Annotated in this window: 19 protein-coding genes; 6 read left to right on the forward strand and 13 right to left on the reverse strand. The window is 48.4% G+C overall.

Annotated features, from left to right (window positions below):
- Positions 1–123 precede the first annotated feature (123 nt).
- On the forward strand, positions 124–222 hold the full coding sequence (locus ABD014_RS02495) for a YjcZ family sporulation protein (RefSeq protein ID WP_218653025.1): 99 nt from the start codon (positions 124–126) through the stop codon (positions 220–222).
- A gap of 78 nt (positions 223–300) precedes the next feature.
- Here the strand turns inward: ABD014_RS02495 and ABD014_RS02500 are convergent, their stop codons facing one another.
- The 6 genes from ABD014_RS02500 to ABD014_RS02525 form a co-directional block, all read right to left on the reverse strand.
- Entirely contained in the window at positions 301–1,095 is a 795-nt protein-coding gene (locus ABD014_RS02500) for a Cof-type HAD-IIB family hydrolase (RefSeq protein WP_343857032.1), read from the reverse strand.
- Between the two features lie 22 nt (positions 1,096–1,117).
- Positions 1,118–1,873 (reverse strand): pseudouridine synthase, encoded by a 756-nt coding sequence (locus ABD014_RS02505; RefSeq protein WP_343857035.1) that lies wholly within the window; start codon positions 1,871–1,873, stop codon positions 1,118–1,120.
- Positions 1,874–1,878: 5 nt separating this feature from the next.
- Positions 1,879–3,444: an RsmF rRNA methyltransferase first C-terminal domain-containing protein gene (locus ABD014_RS02510; protein ID WP_343857038.1), complete on the reverse strand. Its 1,566-nt coding sequence runs from the start codon at positions 3,442–3,444 to the stop codon at positions 1,879–1,881.
- 203 nt (positions 3,445–3,647) lie between these two features.
- Positions 3,648–4,106 carry a DUF309 domain-containing protein gene (locus ABD014_RS02515; RefSeq protein ID WP_343857041.1) on the reverse strand — a complete coding sequence of 153 codons (459 nt, stop codon included), beginning with the start codon at positions 4,104–4,106 and terminating at the stop codon, positions 3,648–3,650.
- On the reverse strand, positions 4,096–4,914 hold the full coding sequence (gene yjbM / locus ABD014_RS02520; RefSeq protein ID WP_343857044.1) for a GTP diphosphokinase: 819 nt from the start codon (positions 4,912–4,914) through the stop codon (positions 4,096–4,098). Before yjbM ends, ABD014_RS02515 begins: the two co-directional genes overlap by 11 nt.
- Positions 4,915–4,942: 28 nt before the next feature.
- Positions 4,943–6,037, reverse strand: coding sequence for a quinone-dependent dihydroorotate dehydrogenase (locus ABD014_RS02525; RefSeq protein ID WP_343857046.1), 1,095 nt, complete (start codon positions 6,035–6,037; stop codon positions 4,943–4,945).
- A 235-nt stretch (positions 6,038–6,272) separates the two neighbouring features.
- On the opposite strand from ABD014_RS02525, the gene ABD014_RS02530 reads away from it, so the two are divergent.
- The gene (locus tag ABD014_RS02530) at positions 6,273–6,410 is read left to right on the forward strand and encodes a hypothetical protein (RefSeq protein WP_179015858.1); all 138 of its coding nucleotides are present in this window, start codon (positions 6,273–6,275) and stop codon (positions 6,408–6,410) included.
- A gap of 6 nt (positions 6,411–6,416) precedes the next feature.
- Here the strand turns inward: ABD014_RS02530 and ABD014_RS02535 are convergent, their stop codons facing one another.
- From ABD014_RS02535 to ABD014_RS02545, 3 genes are all read right to left on the reverse strand, one after another.
- Positions 6,417–7,880 carry a L,D-transpeptidase gene (locus tag ABD014_RS02535; RefSeq protein WP_343857050.1) on the reverse strand — a complete coding sequence of 488 codons (1,464 nt, stop codon included), beginning with the start codon at positions 7,878–7,880 and terminating at the stop codon, positions 6,417–6,419.
- A 315-nt stretch (positions 7,881–8,195) separates the two neighbouring features.
- On the reverse strand, positions 8,196–8,438 hold the full coding sequence (locus tag ABD014_RS02540) for a ferredoxin (RefSeq protein WP_068780421.1): 243 nt from the start codon (positions 8,436–8,438) through the stop codon (positions 8,196–8,198).
- Between the two features lie 120 nt (positions 8,439–8,558).
- Positions 8,559–9,857 carry a DNA polymerase IV gene (locus ABD014_RS02545; RefSeq protein WP_343857055.1) on the reverse strand — a complete coding sequence of 433 codons (1,299 nt, stop codon included), beginning with the start codon at positions 9,855–9,857 and terminating at the stop codon, positions 8,559–8,561.
- 184 nt (positions 9,858–10,041) lie between these two features.
- Here ABD014_RS02545 and cimA point away from each other — a divergent pair, with 184 nt between their 5' ends.
- Positions 10,042–11,664, forward strand: coding sequence for a citramalate synthase (cimA, locus tag ABD014_RS02550; RefSeq protein ID WP_343857057.1), 1,623 nt, complete (start codon positions 10,042–10,044; stop codon positions 11,662–11,664).
- 104 nt (positions 11,665–11,768) lie between these two features.
- Here cimA and ABD014_RS02555 read toward each other — a convergent pair whose 3' ends face one another.
- Together ABD014_RS02555 and ABD014_RS02560 are read right to left on the reverse strand one after the other, a co-directional pair.
- Entirely contained in the window at positions 11,769–12,356 is a 588-nt protein-coding gene (locus ABD014_RS02555) for a TlpA family protein disulfide reductase (protein ID WP_343857059.1), read from the reverse strand.
- 120 nt (positions 12,357–12,476) lie between these two features.
- On the reverse strand, positions 12,477–13,976 hold the full coding sequence (locus tag ABD014_RS02560) for an ammonium transporter (RefSeq protein ID WP_343857061.1): 1,500 nt from the start codon (positions 13,974–13,976) through the stop codon (positions 12,477–12,479).
- A 283-nt stretch (positions 13,977–14,259) separates the two neighbouring features.
- Between ABD014_RS02560 and ABD014_RS02565 the strand changes: the two genes are divergently transcribed.
- Together ABD014_RS02565 and ABD014_RS02570 are read left to right on the forward strand one after the other, a co-directional pair.
- Positions 14,260–14,688 (forward strand): MerR family transcriptional regulator, encoded by a 429-nt coding sequence (locus ABD014_RS02565; RefSeq protein WP_343857064.1) that lies wholly within the window; start codon positions 14,260–14,262, stop codon positions 14,686–14,688.
- Between the two features lie 70 nt (positions 14,689–14,758).
- Complete coding sequence (locus tag ABD014_RS02570; protein ID WP_343857066.1) at positions 14,759–15,439, forward strand: zinc metallopeptidase; 681 nt, start codon at positions 14,759–14,761, stop codon at positions 15,437–15,439.
- 106 nt (positions 15,440–15,545) lie between these two features.
- On the opposite strand, the gene gltC is transcribed toward ABD014_RS02570, so the two are convergent.
- Together gltC and ABD014_RS02580 are read right to left on the reverse strand one after the other, a co-directional pair.
- On the reverse strand, positions 15,546–16,457 hold the full coding sequence (gene gltC, locus ABD014_RS02575) for a glutamate biosynthesis transcriptional regulator GltC (RefSeq protein ID WP_251407369.1): 912 nt from the start codon (positions 16,455–16,457) through the stop codon (positions 15,546–15,548).
- 171 nt (positions 16,458–16,628) lie between these two features.
- Positions 16,629–17,243, reverse strand: coding sequence for a rhomboid family intramembrane serine protease (locus ABD014_RS02580; protein WP_343857069.1), 615 nt, complete (start codon positions 17,241–17,243; stop codon positions 16,629–16,631).
- 112 nt (positions 17,244–17,355) lie between these two features.
- On the opposite strand from ABD014_RS02580, the gene tpx reads away from it, so the two are divergent.
- Positions 17,356–17,877 (forward strand): thiol peroxidase, encoded by a 522-nt coding sequence (tpx, locus tag ABD014_RS02585; RefSeq protein WP_343857071.1) that lies wholly within the window; start codon positions 17,356–17,358, stop codon positions 17,875–17,877.
- Positions 17,878–17,907 lie beyond the last annotated feature (30 nt).

The following is a 17,907-nucleotide window of genomic DNA, read 5'->3' on the forward strand; positions in this document are numbered from 1 at the left end:
CCAGAGGCTAAGCCCCTGTTTTATGTGAACCATGGTAGAAGTCCATACCATATTCGCTGAATAACATAAAATACCGTATCCCGTGATGAACGGGAACAAGTTAAGACCAAGGGAGGAATCACGATGGGCGAAGTATATGGCGGTGGTTTGTGGACTTCGACAGGTGTCATTCTTGTACTGTTCATCCTGCTCGTTATCATCACCCGTGCATTTTTCATCTAATGTGAATGACTAAGACAAAGAGCGGGGGAACTTTATGTTCCTCCGCTCTTTCTTATTCTGTATGATTCTGTACGAATTCTACAGACAATACTTCTGCAAGGCGATCTTAACGCCTTCCTCATTATTGGAAGCTGTCATGACATCGGCTACATCCTTGACTTCCTGTGGCGAGTTGTCCATAGCAATACCCAGACCGGCATATTCCAACATCGTTAAGTCATTATAATAATTACCGATGGCCAGCACATTCTCTACAGGTATTCCTCGCATTTCCGCTAAATGCTTCAGCGCTGAGCCTTTGGAGGAATCCTTATGCATCAGATCAATGAAATAATCGCCACTGCGAAGTACGTTGAACTCATGTGTCCAGGTACTCCATTCCTCCATAATCTTATCCATCACCGGAATGTCCCCAGATAAGGTCATCTTCACAAATGGATCATCCAGAGGACGCTCAGTGAGATCCTTCGGCTCGATCAGAAACTTATGGTACATATCGAGCGCTTCCTGGCTAAGCCCGGATGCTCCCTCTACATATAATCCAAAAGTCGTATTTAGATCATAATGCACATTGTTCTGCTCGCAATATTGGATGTAAGGTTTCAATCCCTCGCTGCGCATCTCGAAGTGGTGGATGACCCGTTCACCCTTAACGCTAACTGTAGCCGCGCCATTATGCGTGATCGCATATCCTTCCAATCCCATCTGCTCCATATAAGGAATACAGCTGAACGGAGCACGACCGGTACATAGCACAAACTCTGCCCCTTGACCGGCAATCTGCTTAATCACTTCAATAGTTCCCGGTGTCAAGACATGATCATCCGTCAGAAGCGTCCCATCTACGTCCAGAGCTATCAATTTATACTTCATCTCTCACCACTCCTCTTATTTTCTATTTCTTTATATTCTTCAACGCCTCCAGCTCGGCTGCAGTCAATTCGCGGAAAGAGCCTAGCGGTAGCGAAGCATCCAACTCCAGCGGCCCCATAGATACCCTTTTTAGATAGGTTACCTTGGAGCCGACGGCTTCGAACATCCGCTTAACCTGATGGAACTTCCCCTCAGAGATCGTCAGGGATATTCGTGATTTAACCATCCCGTCGTCGTATTCTCCATATTCCAGGATCTGCAGCTGTGCAGGCATCGTCACATACCCATCATCGAGCTGCACTCCCGTCTGGAACCGGGAAATTTCCGCTTCACCAATACGTCCGATACAGTCCGCCAAATAAGTCTTAGGCACATGCTTGCGCGGGGACAGCAGATCATGAGTGAGTCCGCCGTCATTGGTCAGCAGCAGCAGCCCTTCTGTATCTTTATCCAGTCTTCCAACAGGAAAAGGTGCAAATACCTTGAACTCATCCGGTAGCAGATCGATGACAGTCCGATCCCTTAAATCCTCAGTCGCGGAAATAACGCCCGGCGGCTTGTGCAGCATGATATATATGAATTCCCGATAGACGATACGTTCTCCGTCAATCTCGATCGCATCCAGTTCGGGATCAGCCTGTGCACCGCTATCCTTCACAACAGATCCGTTCAATGAAATCCGCCCTTGCTTCACCATCTTCTTCAGATCCGAGCGTGATCCATATCCTAGATTACCAAGAATCTTATCGATTCTCTGTGTCTTCTTGCCTGTTCCCATAACTCTTAAGTCCACCTCCAACCAGCAGGGTACTCATTCTTAAGGATTCCGTCGATCCACTTGCCCCAGCCTAATGGGTAGCCCTCTGCCGTGACTAATACGAACCCCTTCGGGCCCGAGTCTTCTATATAACTAATGCGGGACTGCTGAATTTCCAGCGTCTCGCCCTTCAGATATCTAACGACTTCCCCATCCTGGACGGAAAGCTCCAGTATCCGGGAAGCTTCACCAGGTTTGAGCGCGGTAGCTAGCGGATGTGCGGGCGTGAAGCGCCCATTCTTGACCGAACCGATATACCAACCTGAACGAACCGTCCTCAGACCGTTCAGCCTCTCTTTGGACAGCGGAGAAATATATAGATTTGTCCCGTATATCATCACCTCGCCGGCAGGCTGCAGCCGAAGCTGCTCATCTCTGAAATGCTCCCAACCCGCCAGCAGTTCGCTCTCATTCGTCGCTGGCTTACTTGGTGTACGCGCCCCTTTGGCGCGACCGTGTGGCCGTATTTTCCCTTTTTTCACAAGGACAGCATGATCCGCAGAATGTGCATCATTACTGTTAGGCACATTGGGCACATACTGAGTCAAGTCCAGCGATGGATCCACTGGCCCCTGATGCTGGAGTATAGCTAGAAAATGGCCCTCCCCATCGACCTGATGCGGCCATAATCGTCCGCAATGGTCTGTCTTGGCAGCCGCCTCCGCTGTGAGCCCTTGACGCATAGTCAAGTCTGCCAAACCTTCCGCCTGAACGAGCCAATCGGCTCGTCCAGGCGCAAAGCCCCCATCTCCGGGCAACGGTATAACTTCATAATCTTCATACTCCTGAAGGAATCCTGCGATAATCGCTTCATTCTCCTCCGGCGAGAAGGTGCAAGTTGAATATACGATCCTCCCGCCAGGAGATAGCATTCTGGCAGCTGTATGCAGAATATCATGCTGCATATTCGTATATTGCTCAAGCGAACGCTTCTCCCACTGTCTGGCCATTTCTTCGTCCTTACGGAACATTCCTTCGCCAGAGCAAGGCGCATCAATCAGAATGCGGTTGAAAAACTGTGGAAATCGATCCGCAATCCGTTCAGGCGTCTCGTTCAAGACGATTGCGTTGCGGACACCGTTTAACTCAATATTTTTGGCCAACGCCTTGGTCCGTTCTGCACTAATATCATTCGTTACCAGAAGACCTTGACCGCTCAGCTTAGCAGCAATCTGCGTCGATTTGCCTCCAGGAGCTGCACATAGATCGAGTACCAGGTCCCCCGGTTGAACATCCAGCACCTCAACCGGGGCCATCGCGCTTGGTTCTTGTATATAATATAATCCTGCATGATAATACGGATGCTTGCCTGGCTTCAGGCTCTCTTCCACATAGAAGCCTGTCTTACACCACGGAATGGGCTTAAGCTCGAACGGAGATATTGCGCGGAAAGATTCTACATCGATTTTTAGCGTATTTATGCGAATACCGGCATAACGCGGCTTCTCATAAGAAGCGAGAAATTCTTCATATTCATCCCCAAGTAGTTGCTGCATTTTTGTCGTAAAAGCGACCGGTAATTGTAACCCCATGCTATACCTTCCATCTATATAGACTTGTGAAATCAAAAAGCAAAACTATTGTACCACAAGCCCTTGGCTTTTCGCGAAAGGAAGTTATAAGCATGAAATACATTCATTTATGTAAAAAACCGCTCTCGCTATCGCAAAAGCGGCTAATCATCTCATTATAAACCATAAACCGGATCTCTTCATCCAAATCAGGACTTGATCAGCTATTGATGCCGTTGTTCATGCTTCGGTCCCCGCATTGGACGCCGCCTCTGCGGAATATTGGGGGGAATATGAGCAGAAGCCTGCTCCACTGCCTCCCTTAATTCAGGATTTATGATATCGATCGTCAGATCATAATGGGCGAACGGGCTCTGCTCATAAGCCTCCAGCTTGGCCGCATACAGGGCAGCCTCACTGCGCAGCTTACCCAGGTCAATACCCAGGCTATCTATTGGATAAGGCTTAAGACGTTCCACCGCGGATAACAGCATTTTTCTTGCCCCTATCACGTTCCCGTAGCGGAAATGGAATAAGCCCACCGCAATCTGGAGAAGCCCTTTATAGAGCGGATCGCTCTCCTGAGCCAGCCACAGCTCCTCCATCACTTCATGACACTCGAAATAATCCCTATCACGATTAAAATAGACCAAGAACGCCAAGTACAACGGCTCATTCTTCATTCGCAGATTCCTCGGTATTCGTCTTGGAACGATGAATCATCTCTTTAACTTCAGCCAGCAACACCTTCATTCCTTCCATATCCCGCGCTTCCCATAGCTCATTAAAGCGCTCTTGGGCCGCTATCGCTTCCGATACCATATGGAAGAAGTACAAGCGATGAATCGCCCCAAGCAGGGAGGAGACGATATTGGAATCATCCTCGAAGCTCTTCTGGGCGTCAAGAATTTCCTGGCGGATGCTGGACATCTCATTATCAAGGATAAACGCCGCCTCGGCCGTCTTTTTCAATCGAACACGCATCTCTTCAGGCAGCATCTGACGATACTTGTAATTCAAAGAATGTTCGATCGTAGCCCAGAAATTCATGGCCAAGGTTCTGATCTGAATTTCAGCCAGTACATTCTTCTGTCCAAGCGAAGTCTGTACTGGGTATTCCACGATCATATGGAAGCTGCGGTAGCCGCTCTCCTTATAGTTCGTAATATAGTCCTTCTCGTACAGAACCGTCAGGTCTTTCCGCTTCCTGATATATTCCGCCACCCGGCGGATGTCCTCTACGAATTGGCACATAATCCGGATGCCGGCGATATCCTCAATCCCCGTCTCCAGATTTTCCATCGGCACATTCAGTCGCTTCGCTTTATCGAGAATACTGGAAATCTTCTTGACCCGACCCGTCACGAATTCAATCGGAGCATACTCTTCGATCTTCTTCAATTCGGACCGCATCGTCTTGAACTTAACCTTCAATTCTTCAACAGCTTGTTCATATGGAAGCAAAAATGTTCCCCAATCTCTACTATCCATTGTTGTGCCTCCTATCTTCAGTAGCCCCTTAACGGTGATCAGCACCTACCGCTTCGGAAATATGGGAGAACCCATCCCGCCGCAGCAGCTGCCTTAGGCCATGATGCAGCTTGCGGTTGATCTCGGGGCCTTCATAAATCAGCGCCGTATAAATTTCTACCAGGCTGGCGCCTGCACGAATCTTCTCATAAGCATCTTCAGCAGTAAATATCCCGCCCGATCCAATAATCGGCAATCTCCCCCCAGTCTGGAGGTAAGCACGGGACACCACTTCCGTCGATCTGGCCCGCAGCGGCTTACCGCTCAAGCCTCCGGTCTCCTTCGCATTGTTATGCGTCAGGCCATCTCGCGATATTGTCGTATTGGTTGCAATCAATCCGGATACACCGCTATTCTGGATCGTATCGATCATGAATTCCAGTTCCTCATCGCTGACATCAGGAGCGATCTTCACCAGAACCGATTTTCTAGTTCCGTAACGCTTCGCTTGCACGTCCATCTCATCTATCACGGCCTTCAATAAGGAAGCTAGTTCACTCCCATGCTGCAGATTACGCAGGTTCGGCGTATTCGGTGAACTGATATTGACGACAAAGAAATCCGCCTGCGGATACAGAATCGAGATACATTTCTCGTAATCCGTATGGGCATCTTCATTCGGCGTCAGCTTGTTCTTACCAATATTGACCGCGACTGGGATACGCCGTGATTTCAACGCGGCCAGTCTTCCCGCCATGTCTTCCGCACCACGGTTGTTAAATCCCATACGATTAATCAATGCTTCGTCCGGAGGAAGCCTGAACAGTCTTGGCTGTTCATTGCCAGGCTGGCCTTTTGGGGTTACCGTTCCCACTTCCATAAAGCCAAATCCAATCGAGGAAAACCCTTCTACCGCTTCGGCATTCTTATCAAGTCCGGCGGCCAGTCCTATAGGTGAGGGGAAATGAACACCGAATAATTCTGTAGCAAGCTCCGGCACTTCCGGTACACCATACATCCCGCGAACAACAGGAATCATTCCTGGTACTTTCGCTACTTTATGTAAACCACCGATCACCAGATGATGCGCTGCCTCTGGGTCCAGCTTAAAAAAAATGGGTTTTCCTAAATTACGGTACAACACGTTTCTGCTTCACTCCGATCATTCGCCCTAGCGCTAACTTTATCTCCTTATCCAGTTTAGCCGTTTCTGCGGCAAAAGAAAAGTTAAGAGTTCCTATCGAGTAGGAAAACAAGCCTATGGAGTTTTAGAGAAAATCCCAATAATTACGCGACCAAATATAGACTTTTTGAACAACCTCTATAAAATATAGAGTGTATACTCCTTAAAGCAAATGTGGAAGAGAGGGGATTTGTCCATGTCCAACAAACGCAAGCCGCCTACACTGCAGCAGAAAAAGGACGAAGTGAACAAGAAGGCGCTCATCTGGGCCGGTTCGGTGACCGGCGTGCTCATCTTGTTCGTGATCATCGTCCTAGTACTGACCAAGCTTTAAGAGATATTACAACAGCCAATGATAAGTACGGTGGGGATTCGTCTGATCCTGACTCCGTTTGAGAACAAACCGTTCCTTCGGTACGCTCTCCAGCTGCGGAAGAATCCCCTTGCCGATCTCGATCTTGGCTCCACGCGGAATCAAATCAAACAACTCCTCGACATCCTTCTTCAACATTCGAATACAACCAAGCGATTCGTCCTTGCCGATGCTATCCGGCTCATTCGTCCCATGGATGGCATAATTCGTATCCGACAGTTGCATCCCGCGGCTGCCAAAGTCCCCGTCGTCCTTACCGTTCGGGTTAATCACCTTATCTGAAATCTTGAAGGTTCCTTCCGGGGTCTTATCACCGCCAAGTCCTACCTTATAGCTTCTTAATATTATGTTCCCGCTTGCGACTGCCAATAGATGTGTATCCTTGTCGATGACAATGCGTAAAGGCTCCTTGAAATAAAGCGGTTCGCCTCCTGGATTGCCATCCAGACGATCCTCGCTTGCAGTCGGATGCTGTTCGTCCTCCTTCTGAGGCTTGCTGCCGGCTTGCTGTTGTAGTGCCAACACACGCTTGAATTCATGCCTCATTAGTGGGTTACTTCCGGCCAGCCAATTATCCGGGAACGGTTGCACCAATTGATCCAGACTCGCCGGCCAGTTGCCCTTTTGCTCCTTATATGTACGTATCGCTGTAGAGAGAACCGCCAGCGTCTCCTGTCTCTCGATCCATGCCTTGCCTTCCTTCTGTAGCTTGGTCGCATCCGGCGGCGTGCACTGACAAGCCTTCGGATCATACGATTGCACCCTCATCACGCCATCTTGCGGACTCTTGTCCAACTCGTATACGACCGGCATGTCCTTGGTCCAGATAAGCCATTCTGCCTGCTGTTTCATTCCGAGCACAACTACCTTTGAAGCCGACGTCTTTAGCTTATCGCCATACAAATCTTCCAGCGACTTGTAAGGATTATCAATATTGCTCTGGTATGCGCTCGCCGTGAACTCTGTCCCCTGGCCCTCACCGGGGCTGCCGATGCCCCAATTTCTTTCGCTCTCCGGCCACAACGTTTCGCTGTCCGGACTCGGATTCTTTACAATAAGCCCCAGATCCTCTGCCACAGTGGCTGAATCATCCTCGACAGGGATATCCATTGCAAATTGTCCCGGCGCATTGGCGGATGACAAATTAAGCAGCAGCAGGAACACAAGTACAATGCCAATCTTACGCACAAGCCCTTTGCGTTTCTCTTTCCGTCTCGATTCCTCATGCAGCTTGTCCTGATACTCCTGCCATAGATCCGCCGGGACCTTGGTTGCCTCAAAGGCTTCATAGACACTCCCCGCCTGATTATAGCAATACTGGGCCTTCCCTTCTTGCCCGGCGCTTTCATATTCCTTGCCCAGTAAATACCAGGCCATTTTATTATCTGGGTGATTCTTCACATAGCTCTTCAGGTAAGCCGTATTCTTCATGGCTATCCTCCGATATATACAATTTAGATCTACATTATATATCGGCATAAGTATAGATTTTTCTCTATGTACCGGAAGAAAATAGTCTATCGTCCTATTTTTACAGAATCCAGAACTAGATCTACGGACATACTTCTAGGCACATTATCTAAAATTAAAATATGTCCAAAATGCAAACAAGAACCTCCCCTTCTATCCGGAAGGAGAGGTCCTCACTATGAATTGGGATGAATCACTCAAGCAACCTATCGATTAATGAGCTGATATTCCCTGTCTTATGATGCTATTAACAGTCAGTGCTTACCGTTAATTAACTTAACCTTCTTTGTTAAATGGTTCATCCGCTACTTTGATGGAGTCTGTAGGACATCCGTCACAAGCGTCTTGAAGGTCATCGAATAGGTCTTCAGGAATTTCGGTTACACCACGGTTGGCATCGCCTTCATAGATCACTTCGGCCAAGCCTTCGTCATCATAATCGTAAATATCTGGTGCCGTCGCGCCACAAGCGCCGCAAGCGATGCAAGTATCCTTCTCAACCCAAGTAAATTTAGCCATTTTTTCTGCCTCCTGAATAAACGGTACAAGTCCGGTGCTTTGTTATCACCATGACCAATATAATATAAATACCAATCAATTTCAATCCATTTTCCGCATTATTCCATTCGAATACATGGATCAATTATCATCATTTGCTTGATCATTATCCAGAAGAAAATCGGTCTGTAGCGAAGTACCGCGAACTTTGTGATTACGAATCAGCGCCGAAGGATCATCCGACAGCATTCCCGCCGTCAGCACAGCGCTCTCACCGAACTTATCGCGCAGCATATCCATCGTCTTCGTCAGCGATTCCTTCTTCGGCTGCTGTTCATAATCGAACAGATCTAGCTGCAGCGCCGCTTCTTCCTTGGGCAACAGATTCTGCAAAGTTATACCGAGTAGTCTAACCGGCTTCTCTGTGCTCCAGTGCTGCTTGTACAGCTTACAGGCTTCCGTATATACATCCTCCGCTCTCTCCGTCACGGTATCTAGGCTATGAGATCTCGTTATCGTCTTCATGTCGGGGGTACGTATCGTAATCTGCACCGTCTGAGCCATCAGTTGCTGCCTGCGTAAGCGCCGCGTCACTTGATCCGCCAAATTCAGCAGCACCCGCTGGACATCCTCCATCTCGCTAATATCACGCGGCAGGGTCGTCGTATGCCCGATCGATTTATTCTTCTCCCGCTCATCGATGACCGGTGAGTCGTCATGGCCATTCGCTGCCTGCTTCATCCAGTGTCCAACAACGCCGAAACGTTCTAATAACAGCCTCTCATCCGCTGCAGCCAGCTGTCCAATCGTATAAATGCGCATCTTCTTCAGCTTTTCTGCCGTCCGCCTGCCGATCCCGAACATTTCATCACACGGCTTATCCCATAGCAATGCTGGCACATCGCGTATCCGCAGTACCGTAATGCCATTCGGCTTCTTCATGTCTGAGGCCATTTTGGCCAGGAGCTTGTTAGGTGCAATCCCGATTGAACATGGAAGACCAAGCTCACTGGCAATACGCGATTGAATCGCTTGCGCAATTTCCATCGGTGTGCCAAACTGCTTCGAGCCGGTAATATCCAGATAGCACTCATCAATGGATACGGCTTGCAACAATGGAGTGTAGCTATAAGCGATATTCATAAAAGCTTTGGAGTATTTGCGATACAAATGAAAGTTTGGCTGAATCACGATGAGCTCCGGGCACTTCTTCAACCCCTGGCTGACCGTCATCCCCGTAGATATGCCTCTCCGGCGGGCCGCATAGGAGCAAGTAACGATGACTCCCTTGCGCAGTTCCACACTGCCGGCCACAGCGGTCGGACGATTCCGGTACTTCTCCGGTTCCTCCGCCTCATGCACCGAACAATAGAAAGCGTTCATATCGACATGCAGTACAACCCGCCCCTTGGCGGGATAGTATTTATCGACATTATTCAAGCGTTTCCCCTCATTTATATACTAATAAGTTCAGCATACCCTTTTCAGCAAAAAATGGTCAATATAGCGATGGAACTTTTAACGAAAATTATATTACATTTAAAATATCAGGATGATATAATTAGAAAATATACCTAAATCGGTGCTTCATTTTTGAGGACTTCCAAAGGGGGATACTTCCATTATGTCAAAAGCTTTAACTATCTTCGACACCACTTTGCGCGACGGCACTCAAGGAGAAGGCATTAGCTTATCCGCAGAGGACAAATTGAAGATTGCCAAGAAGCTGGATCAGTTAGGTGTTCATTACATTGAAGGCGGCATCCCCGGCAGCAATAGTAAGGATATCGAATTTTTTGACCGAGTCAAGGATTTGCGTCTGAACGCGAAGATTACCGCCTTCGGCAGTACTCGCCGTAAGAACAGCCTGGCTGAGCATGATGCCAATCTACAGCGTCTCATCGACTCCGGTGCGCAAGCGACATCGCTTGTCGGCAAGTCTTGGGACTTCCACGTGCATACGGCACTACAGACTACTCTGGAAGAGAATCTGGCGATGATCTATGATTCTATTGCCTACTTGAAGCAACACGGGCTTGAGGTTATGTTCGATGCCGAGCATTTCTTCGATGGCTATAAGAACAATCCCGAATATGCCGTAGCTGTCATGCGCAAAGCCGAAGAAGCTGGTGCAGACTGGCTGGTCATGTGCGATACGAACGGCGGGACCATGCCTCACGAGGTGTCCGACATCGTTGCCGCGCTTGGCGGACAGATTGCCGGAACCGCAAGGCTGGGCATTCATACGCATAACGACTGTGAGCTAGCGGTGGCTAACACACTCAGCGCGGTTCGTTCCGGTGCCGAGATGATTCAAGGCACCATGAACGGCTATGGCGAACGTTGTGGTAACGCCAACCTCTGTTCCATTATCCCGAACCTGCAGTTGAAGCTTGGATATCAGGTCCTTGAAGAGAAGCAGCTGGAGCAACTGACGAACACAGCCCGCTACGTAAGCGAGATTGCCAATGTTCATATGCCAGTTAACCAGCCTTATGTAGGCACAGCAGCTTTTGCTCATAAAGGCGGCATCCATGTATCGGCGATCCTGCGTGATGCCCGTACTTACGAGCATATCGTGCCTGAGATAGTGGGCAATCACCAGCGGGTGCTTGTCTCCGAACTGGCCGGTCAGAGCAACATCTTATCCAAGGCACAGAAGATGGGAATCGAAATCGATCCGGAAAAAGAAAGCACCCGGGAAGTTATCGGGCGGATCAAGGATCTGGAGCATCAAGGCTATCAATTCGAGGGTGCCGACGCTTCGCTCGAGCTGATGCTACGAGAGGCTAACGGCGAGCTGAAGAAGTTGTTCACGTTCGAATCCTTTAAAATGCTCGTTGAGAAATCGGCTGGAAAACCAGTCGTATCTGAGGCGTTCGTTAAACTGAACATCGACGGCAACTCTATCTATACTGCCGCTGAGGGCAACGGTCCGGTCAATGCGCTGGACAACGCGCTGCGCAAGGCGCTGATCAGCTACTATCCTGGCCTGAATGACGTACATTTGTCAGACTATAAGGTTCGTGTCCTCGACGATAAAGAGGCAACCGCTTCGAAGGTTCGCGTCTTGATTGAATCCTCCAACGTGGAGAACTCCTGGAGCACGGTCGGCGTCTCCGGCAACGTCATCGAAGCAAGTTGGGAAGCGCTGGTTGACAGCTTCCTGTATGCCCTGCTGGGCCAAGACAAACGTGAAGGCTACGAGGAGATCCAATCGGTCGAGAGAGGCCTTGTGAATCACTAAGGGAACTTACTATGAACAAATAACGCTGAAAAACCTGCATTTCTGCAGGTTTTTCTTTGCTAAACGCAAGTTTTTATACAAAGCCTGCAGATTTACTTAACCCGCTACGAATTCGTCAGTTTCTTCAATTTGGCTTCCAAATCCTTGGCGGAAAGAGAGCCAACGATAACCTCCTGGATGACACCATCTTTCCCGATCAACACATTTGTCGGAAAGGCCACCCCGTTAAACTTGCGATAAACCTCTTCCTTCTTATCTAGCAGTACCGGGAAGGTGTAGCCGTAGTCCAGGACAAACTTCTTGACGTTGTCGAGCTGATCATATAAGGTGACGTTCACCGCGTACACATCCAGTGAATCGCTATATTTCTTCGCCATGGTAACCAAATCCGGCGCCTCTTCTTTGCAAGGATCACACCAGGAAGCCCAGAAGTTCAACAGCAGGGCCTTGTCACGTTCTCCACCTACTGTGTATACCTGACCATCCAGATCTTCCAGAGAGAATGAAGGTGAAGGTGTCCCAGGCTTAGGTACCCCCGCGGCGAGCAACTCGGTTAGCGATTGGCTGGACTCAGCTGCTGTTTCCTTTTCGCTCTTTCCCCATAATCCTAATGAGCCTTGACCCAAATTGACGTACAATACTGCCGCTAATAAGATGAGCAAGCCTGCCAATATCCATCTATGTCGTCTCATGAAATCCATTCCTTTAAGAGGTTGTTCATAAAGCTAAAATTTAATCTAATCTTATTAGCTATTGTACCCTGATTCGGAGAATTGTTACAGCTCGAAAGCGAAAATATGCAGGATGAACATTCAATCAAGTACAGGTGCTTTATAACCTCCGTCGCCTGATTTAGCTTTATCGCTCATTCCGTAGGTACTTAGTCGATCTTGCTCATCATCACGTTGTAGATGCGTATTCGTCTTTTCTTGTAGAGACTGCTGATTAAGAAAATCCATCCCTACCGGATAGCCATATGCACCATGCTCGCTCATATCCAGCCCGATCATCTCTTCTTCCTCCGTTACGCGGAGTCCCATGAACAGCTTCATCCCACCAAGTACGAGAAAAGACAGTACAAGCACAAATACAAATGTGCCGATTACACCAAGCAACTGCACGCCCAACTGACCTAAGCCACCGCCATAGAACAGACCAGCAGATCCGACCCCAGTTGTCTCCGCCAGCTCAGGTGTCGCGAATAATCCGGTGGAAATGGCACCCCATACCCCAGCAATTCCATGAACAGAGAAGGCACAGATCGGATCGTCAAGGCCGATATGCTCGAACCATCTGGCCGTAAAGAAAGTAATCACTCCCGCAACCGCCCCAATAAGGAGAGCAGCCCAAGCTTCCACAAAAGCACAAGAGCCGGTAATCGCCACCAGCGCAGCTAATACACCATTTAGCATGCTTGGTATATCCGCCTTGCCGAGCACGGCCCAGGAGGCGAACAATGCAGCTACAGCACCTGCTGCCGCGGCCAGATTCGTTGTCATTAATACGAAGCCAAAAAATCCGTCCCCGAGCGGGGTTAACGCACTGCCAGGGTTGAAGCCAAACCAGCCAATCCACAGAATAATCACGCCAAGCACTGTCAGCACCTGGTTATGCCCTGGAATGCTGTTCGGCTTGCCATCGTTATTGTACTTACCGAGGCGCGGCTTCAGCATTATGATCGCAGCCAGAGCCGCTGTGGCACCCGTAAGATGAACGACTGTTGAACCGGCATAATCCTGCATCCCCAGTTGTCCCAGCCAACCGCCGCCCCATACCCAATGGGCCACAATCGGGTAGATTACGACCATGAATATCGTCCCGAATACCATATAAACACTTAGCTTGGCTCTCTCCGCCATTCCTCCGCAGGCAATCGCCAACGATACTGCCGCAAAGGCCATTTGGAACAGGAACATTAAATTAAGCGGAACACCGATCTCAGAGAAAACACTAAATGATCCGATATCCCCCTCGCCGCTGAACAGAAATCCGGTCGTTCCGAGGAAGCCGTTGCCGTCTCCAAACGCAAAGCCAAATCCGAGTACCCACCAGGTAATAACAGCGATTCCCAATGTCAACACCGTCTTGCCCGCCACATGCCCCGCATTCTTCATTCTTAACGATCCAGCTTCCAGCAGTGCAAATCCTGCTTGCATGAAAAAGACGAGCATTGCCGCCAAAAATACGAAAACCGAGTTTAATCCGACCTGTAGAACCTCACCACTAACCTCTCCCTCTGCAGCATATGCAGAAACCGGGAATGCCAAGGCGGCGATGATTCCCGACAGACCATAGACCCATTTCCTTCTCATAAACAACCAGCTCCCTAGCGTCATATTTTCTAACACAAATATAATGATTAAGCTGATTATATGATCTAAAATATGCATAAAACAATGCCAATTTGGAAAGTGTTTGGATACTTGCAAGAATACTTAACATTTCACGTTAATTTATATATACATAACTATCTATGGCTACTATCATTTGTAAAGCGTAACGTTTGACTGTATAGTTGCATATCGAGTATCATAATCCTATATATAGAGATCACATACTGATATTACTTGGAGAGAGGGTGAATCTATTGGGGATATGAAGTTGTATCGTATTGGAGAACTGGCCAAAGCCGGGAATATTAGCGAGCGAACAATAGATTATTACACCAAACTTGGCCTGATCTGGCCGGAGACACGCACACAGAAGAATTACCGTTTGTACAGTTCTGAAACCTTGAACAGACTCGAACGTATTAATCAGATGAAGCAGGAAAAATATACGTTAGAGGAAATTCGCGAAAAGCTCAATCAATGGAGCACGGTTAGCGGCGAGGAACAGGTTAACGAGAAGCTGAGTTCCCTGGAAATACGCATGCAGCAGCTTGAACGGGAAGTCAAAGAGCTTGAGCCATTGATTTCCAATCTCAAGCCGAACCAAGCCCGGCGAGCATTCACGAACCTGATGCCGCAAAGTCTCGCTTGCATTGAGGCGATCCAGATTCTGATGAATCACAACCCTTTTTAATTAGAACTAGCAGAATCCTTTCCTTTAATCGGACACAATCTAATATCTACAAACTTTGGAGGAATGATTAATGTATTCTAACGTCATGCTAATTCCTATTTTGCTCGCCTTCGGCCTCTCCTTATGGGCCCAATTCCGGGTAAAAGGTACGTTCAATAAATACTCACAGGTGCCGAATATGTACGGATTAACCGGGCACGATGCGGCAAGACGCATGCTGGATGCTAACGGACTGTATGATATTCCGATTGAGCCGGTGCGCGGAGCGTTGACTGACCACTATGATCCGATTCATAAGGTCGTACGCCTATCCGAACCGGTATACTACGAGAATTCGATCTCAGCAGTATCGGTTGCCTGCCACGAAGTGGGTCATGCCATTCAGCATAAAGAAGCTTACCCTATGCTCGTGCTGCGCCATCGCATGTTCCCGTTTGTGAACTTCGCATCCGGGGTAGCACCGTTCCTGCTCTTGGCAGGATTCCTATTTGGAGCATTTAATCTGATCGGCCTTGGTATTATCTTCTTCTCGGCAGCGGTATTGTTCCAGCTGGTTACATTGCCTGTCGAATTCAATGCCAGCAACCGAGCACGCAAGATTATGCTGACCCAAGGCTTCGTCACTAACGAAGAAGAGCGTGGAGTCGCTAACGTCCTGAACGCCGCTGCACTGACTTATGTCGCAGCCGCCCTAATCTCTGTGCTTGAATTGCTTCGCTATATTTTGATCTTTACAAGCAATCGCGACTAATGCTGTCTGAGTTGGACCCAGCGGCAATAGCTCCATATAATCCAAAATGCACCCCCTGATAAGGAGGTGCATTTTTTCATTGACCGTTAAGCTAGTACCCTCCGAGTCATTGACTCGGCGGAGTATCAATTTGAAGCCCAAAATACTCAAGCAGGAACGCTCTGAATGATTGCGCGACCAACGGGAGCTTCTCATCTGTCCGATGAATCAAGCCAATTGTCCTCGTCACCTTCGGATGAGAGATGCGTACGCGGCTCGGCTGCAACAAGAAGCTCTGATATAACGCCATTTCCGGCAGCAAGCTTACTCCCATCCCTGCGGCAACAAGACCGCGGATCGTATCTGTCTCTTCTCCCTCGAACGCTACCTTCGGTGTGAAGCCTGCTTCCAGACAAGCATGCCATACGATAGGCCGCAGAGAGTAACCGTTTCCAAATAGAATAAAATTATCATCCTTCAGTTGGTTCAATGTTATGCTCTGTTCCCCAGCTAAAAGATGTCCGGGTGGTAGAATCGCCACCAATTCCTCGGTCAATACAATATTTCCAACCACCTGATCATGATTCTCCGGAAATGGAGAGATGAAGGCCAGGTCAACCTCTCCGGAGACCACGTCGCGGATTAATGTAGGATAAGTTCCTTGTCTGAAGCGGAATTTAACATTAGGATACAATTTACGAAATTCCGAGACGATGCTAGGTATGAAATGAATTCCGAGACTGTTCGGAAATCCAAGACGGATCTCGCCCAACTCCGGATCAAGAAGCTCATGAACTTCCATGACCGCCCGCTCTAAATCCTTCAGAATCGTCTCTACCCTACTGCAGAACAATTGGCCTACCGCCGTGAGATGCAGGTTCCTGCCCTTCTGCATGAACAAGTTGACGCCCAGCTCTTGCTCCAGCTGGTGAATCTGTCTGCTTACCGCCGACTGCGCCACATGTAGCTCCTCAGCCGCTTGCGTGACATGCTCCTTTTTCGCCACTTTTACAAAATACTGCAGTTGTCTTAATTCCACAGAATCTGATCGCTCCATTTCAATCTGTTCGATATCCTTTGAAATCAGGACCATTGGTTGTACCGGACTATAGTTCTATGGGGTGTCAGAACAAAATGTTAACGCTTAATCTGTTAACTAAGTCACCTATAGATCAGTACTTCTTTAATTTACCATGTACTTTCTATTGGTTCAATGATTCTTTATGAATCTGCTGAGAATAGCGTACAATACGAAGCCGCCAAGCAAGCCGCCGAAGTGAGCCACCCAGTTAATCTGCGTAACGACTAGTGAATAGACGACCCCGACCATAAGCAAACTGTACAACGTCTTGCGGGAGCTCTCATCCATCAGGTTGCGCTGCAGCAAGGCAATGAATAAAAACGCACCATAGACTCCATAAACAGCCCCAGAAGCTCCGACAGACAGATGTAAGCCTGATGAGCGGTGATACACCGCTAAGCTGATGATATTGCCAATGACTCCACTGAAAATATAGAGCATTAAATACTTAAAATGCCCCATCAATCGCTCCAGTGGTGGGGCGAAGACGAGAATTGCGAAGCAGTTTGACACCAAATGCATTACACCTAAATGCAGGAACATGGACGCGAACAATCTCCACCATTCGGTATCGAACGGCGGAACATTGGTTACAGCACCGAGACTGAGTAGAGTGTATCCATTCGTCGATCCGCCATTAAGCAACTCGACGATAAACATCACGATATTAGCGGCTAGAAGCAAACTCGTAACCGGATAATAGCGCAGATAACTTCTCCAATCTTCGTATCGTATAAAGATCATATCGTTTCCTCCTTGTACTCTACCCTTTATTTTTATAAGTTGGACAATCTCTTTTTAAAACGATTATAATTAAAATTAGAAACATTATCTAATTAATAGGAGGAGAAGACAAATGACACAAGAACGTACTAACGTAGCTACATTTAAAGGCAACCCCATTACTTTGATTGGACCTGAACTTAAGGTCGGGGATAAGGCTCCCGATTTCCGGTTAAATAAAAACCTGCTTGAAGAAGCCACCCTTGCCGACTACGACGGCAAAATCAAGCTGATCAGTGTCGTACCCTCCCTGGATACAGGCGTATGCGACGCCCAAACAAGACGCTTCAACCAAGAAGCCGCTGAGCTTGGCGAAGATGTAATCATTCTTACCGTCAGCGCTGACCTTCCGTTTGCGCAAGCCCGCTGGTGCGGAGCTGCAGGAGTAGATCGTGTAGTAACCCTGTCTGACTACAAAGACAATTCCTTCGGTAAAGCTTACGGCGTGCTGATCAAGGAATTCGCACTCGACCATCGTGCTGTCTTCGTTCTCGACAAGGATAACACGATCCGCTATGTTCAAGTACTTAACGAAATGGGCGAGCATCCGAACTATGAAGAGCCGATCGCGGCTGTGAAGAAGCTCCTTGCTTAACCCTCAGGGAGCATACATGTAATGACAAGA

It is taken from the genome of Paenibacillus motobuensis (assembly GCF_039521865.1).
Lineage (GTDB): Bacteria > Bacillota > Bacilli > Paenibacillales > Paenibacillaceae > Fontibacillus > Fontibacillus motobuensis.

Bases quoted from the DNA above. Each gene is read 5' to 3' on its own strand.
- ABD014_RS02535 (WP_343857050.1), bottom strand. From the start codon at position 7,880: ATGAAGAATACGGCTTACCTGAAGAGCTATGTGAAGAATCACCCAGAT.
- ABD014_RS02570 (WP_343857066.1), top strand. From the start codon at position 14,759: ATGTATTCTAACGTCATGCTAATTCCTATTTTGCTCGCCTTCGGCCTC.
- ABD014_RS02580 (WP_343857069.1), bottom strand. From the start codon at position 17,243: ATGATCTTTATACGATACGAAGATTGGAGAAGTTATCTGCGCTATTAT.
- ABD014_RS02540 (WP_068780421.1), bottom strand. From the start codon at position 8,438: ATGGCTAAATTTACTTGGGTTGAGAAGGATACTTGCATCGCTTGCGGC.
- ABD014_RS02555 (WP_343857059.1), bottom strand. From the start codon at position 12,356: ATGAGACGACATAGATGGATATTGGCAGGCTTGCTCATCTTATTAGCG.
- ABD014_RS02495 (WP_218653025.1), top strand. From the start codon at position 124: ATGGGCGAAGTATATGGCGGTGGTTTGTGGACTTCGACAGGTGTCATT.
- cimA (WP_343857057.1), top strand. From the start codon at position 10,042: ATGTCAAAAGCTTTAACTATCTTCGACACCACTTTGCGCGACGGCACT.
- tpx (WP_343857071.1), top strand. From the start codon at position 17,356: ATGACACAAGAACGTACTAACGTAGCTACATTTAAAGGCAACCCCATT.
- ABD014_RS02515 (WP_343857041.1), bottom strand. From the start codon at position 4,106: ATGAAGAATGAGCCGTTGTACTTGGCGTTCTTGGTCTATTTTAATCGT.
- ABD014_RS02530 (WP_179015858.1), top strand. From the start codon at position 6,273: ATGTCCAACAAACGCAAGCCGCCTACACTGCAGCAGAAAAAGGACGAA.
- ABD014_RS02510 (WP_343857038.1), bottom strand. From the start codon at position 3,444: ATGGGGTTACAATTACCGGTCGCTTTTACGACAAAAATGCAGCAACTA.
- yjbM (WP_343857044.1), bottom strand. From the start codon at position 4,914: ATGGATAGTAGAGATTGGGGAACATTTTTGCTTCCATATGAACAAGCT.
- ABD014_RS02500 (WP_343857032.1), bottom strand. From the start codon at position 1,095: ATGAAGTATAAATTGATAGCTCTGGACGTAGATGGGACGCTTCTGACG.
- ABD014_RS02560 (WP_343857061.1), bottom strand. From the start codon at position 13,976: ATGAGAAGGAAATGGGTCTATGGTCTGTCGGGAATCATCGCCGCCTTG.
- ABD014_RS02565 (WP_343857064.1), top strand. From the start codon at position 14,260: ATGAAGTTGTATCGTATTGGAGAACTGGCCAAAGCCGGGAATATTAGC.
- ABD014_RS02505 (WP_343857035.1), bottom strand. From the start codon at position 1,873: ATGGGAACAGGCAAGAAGACACAGAGAATCGATAAGATTCTTGGTAAT.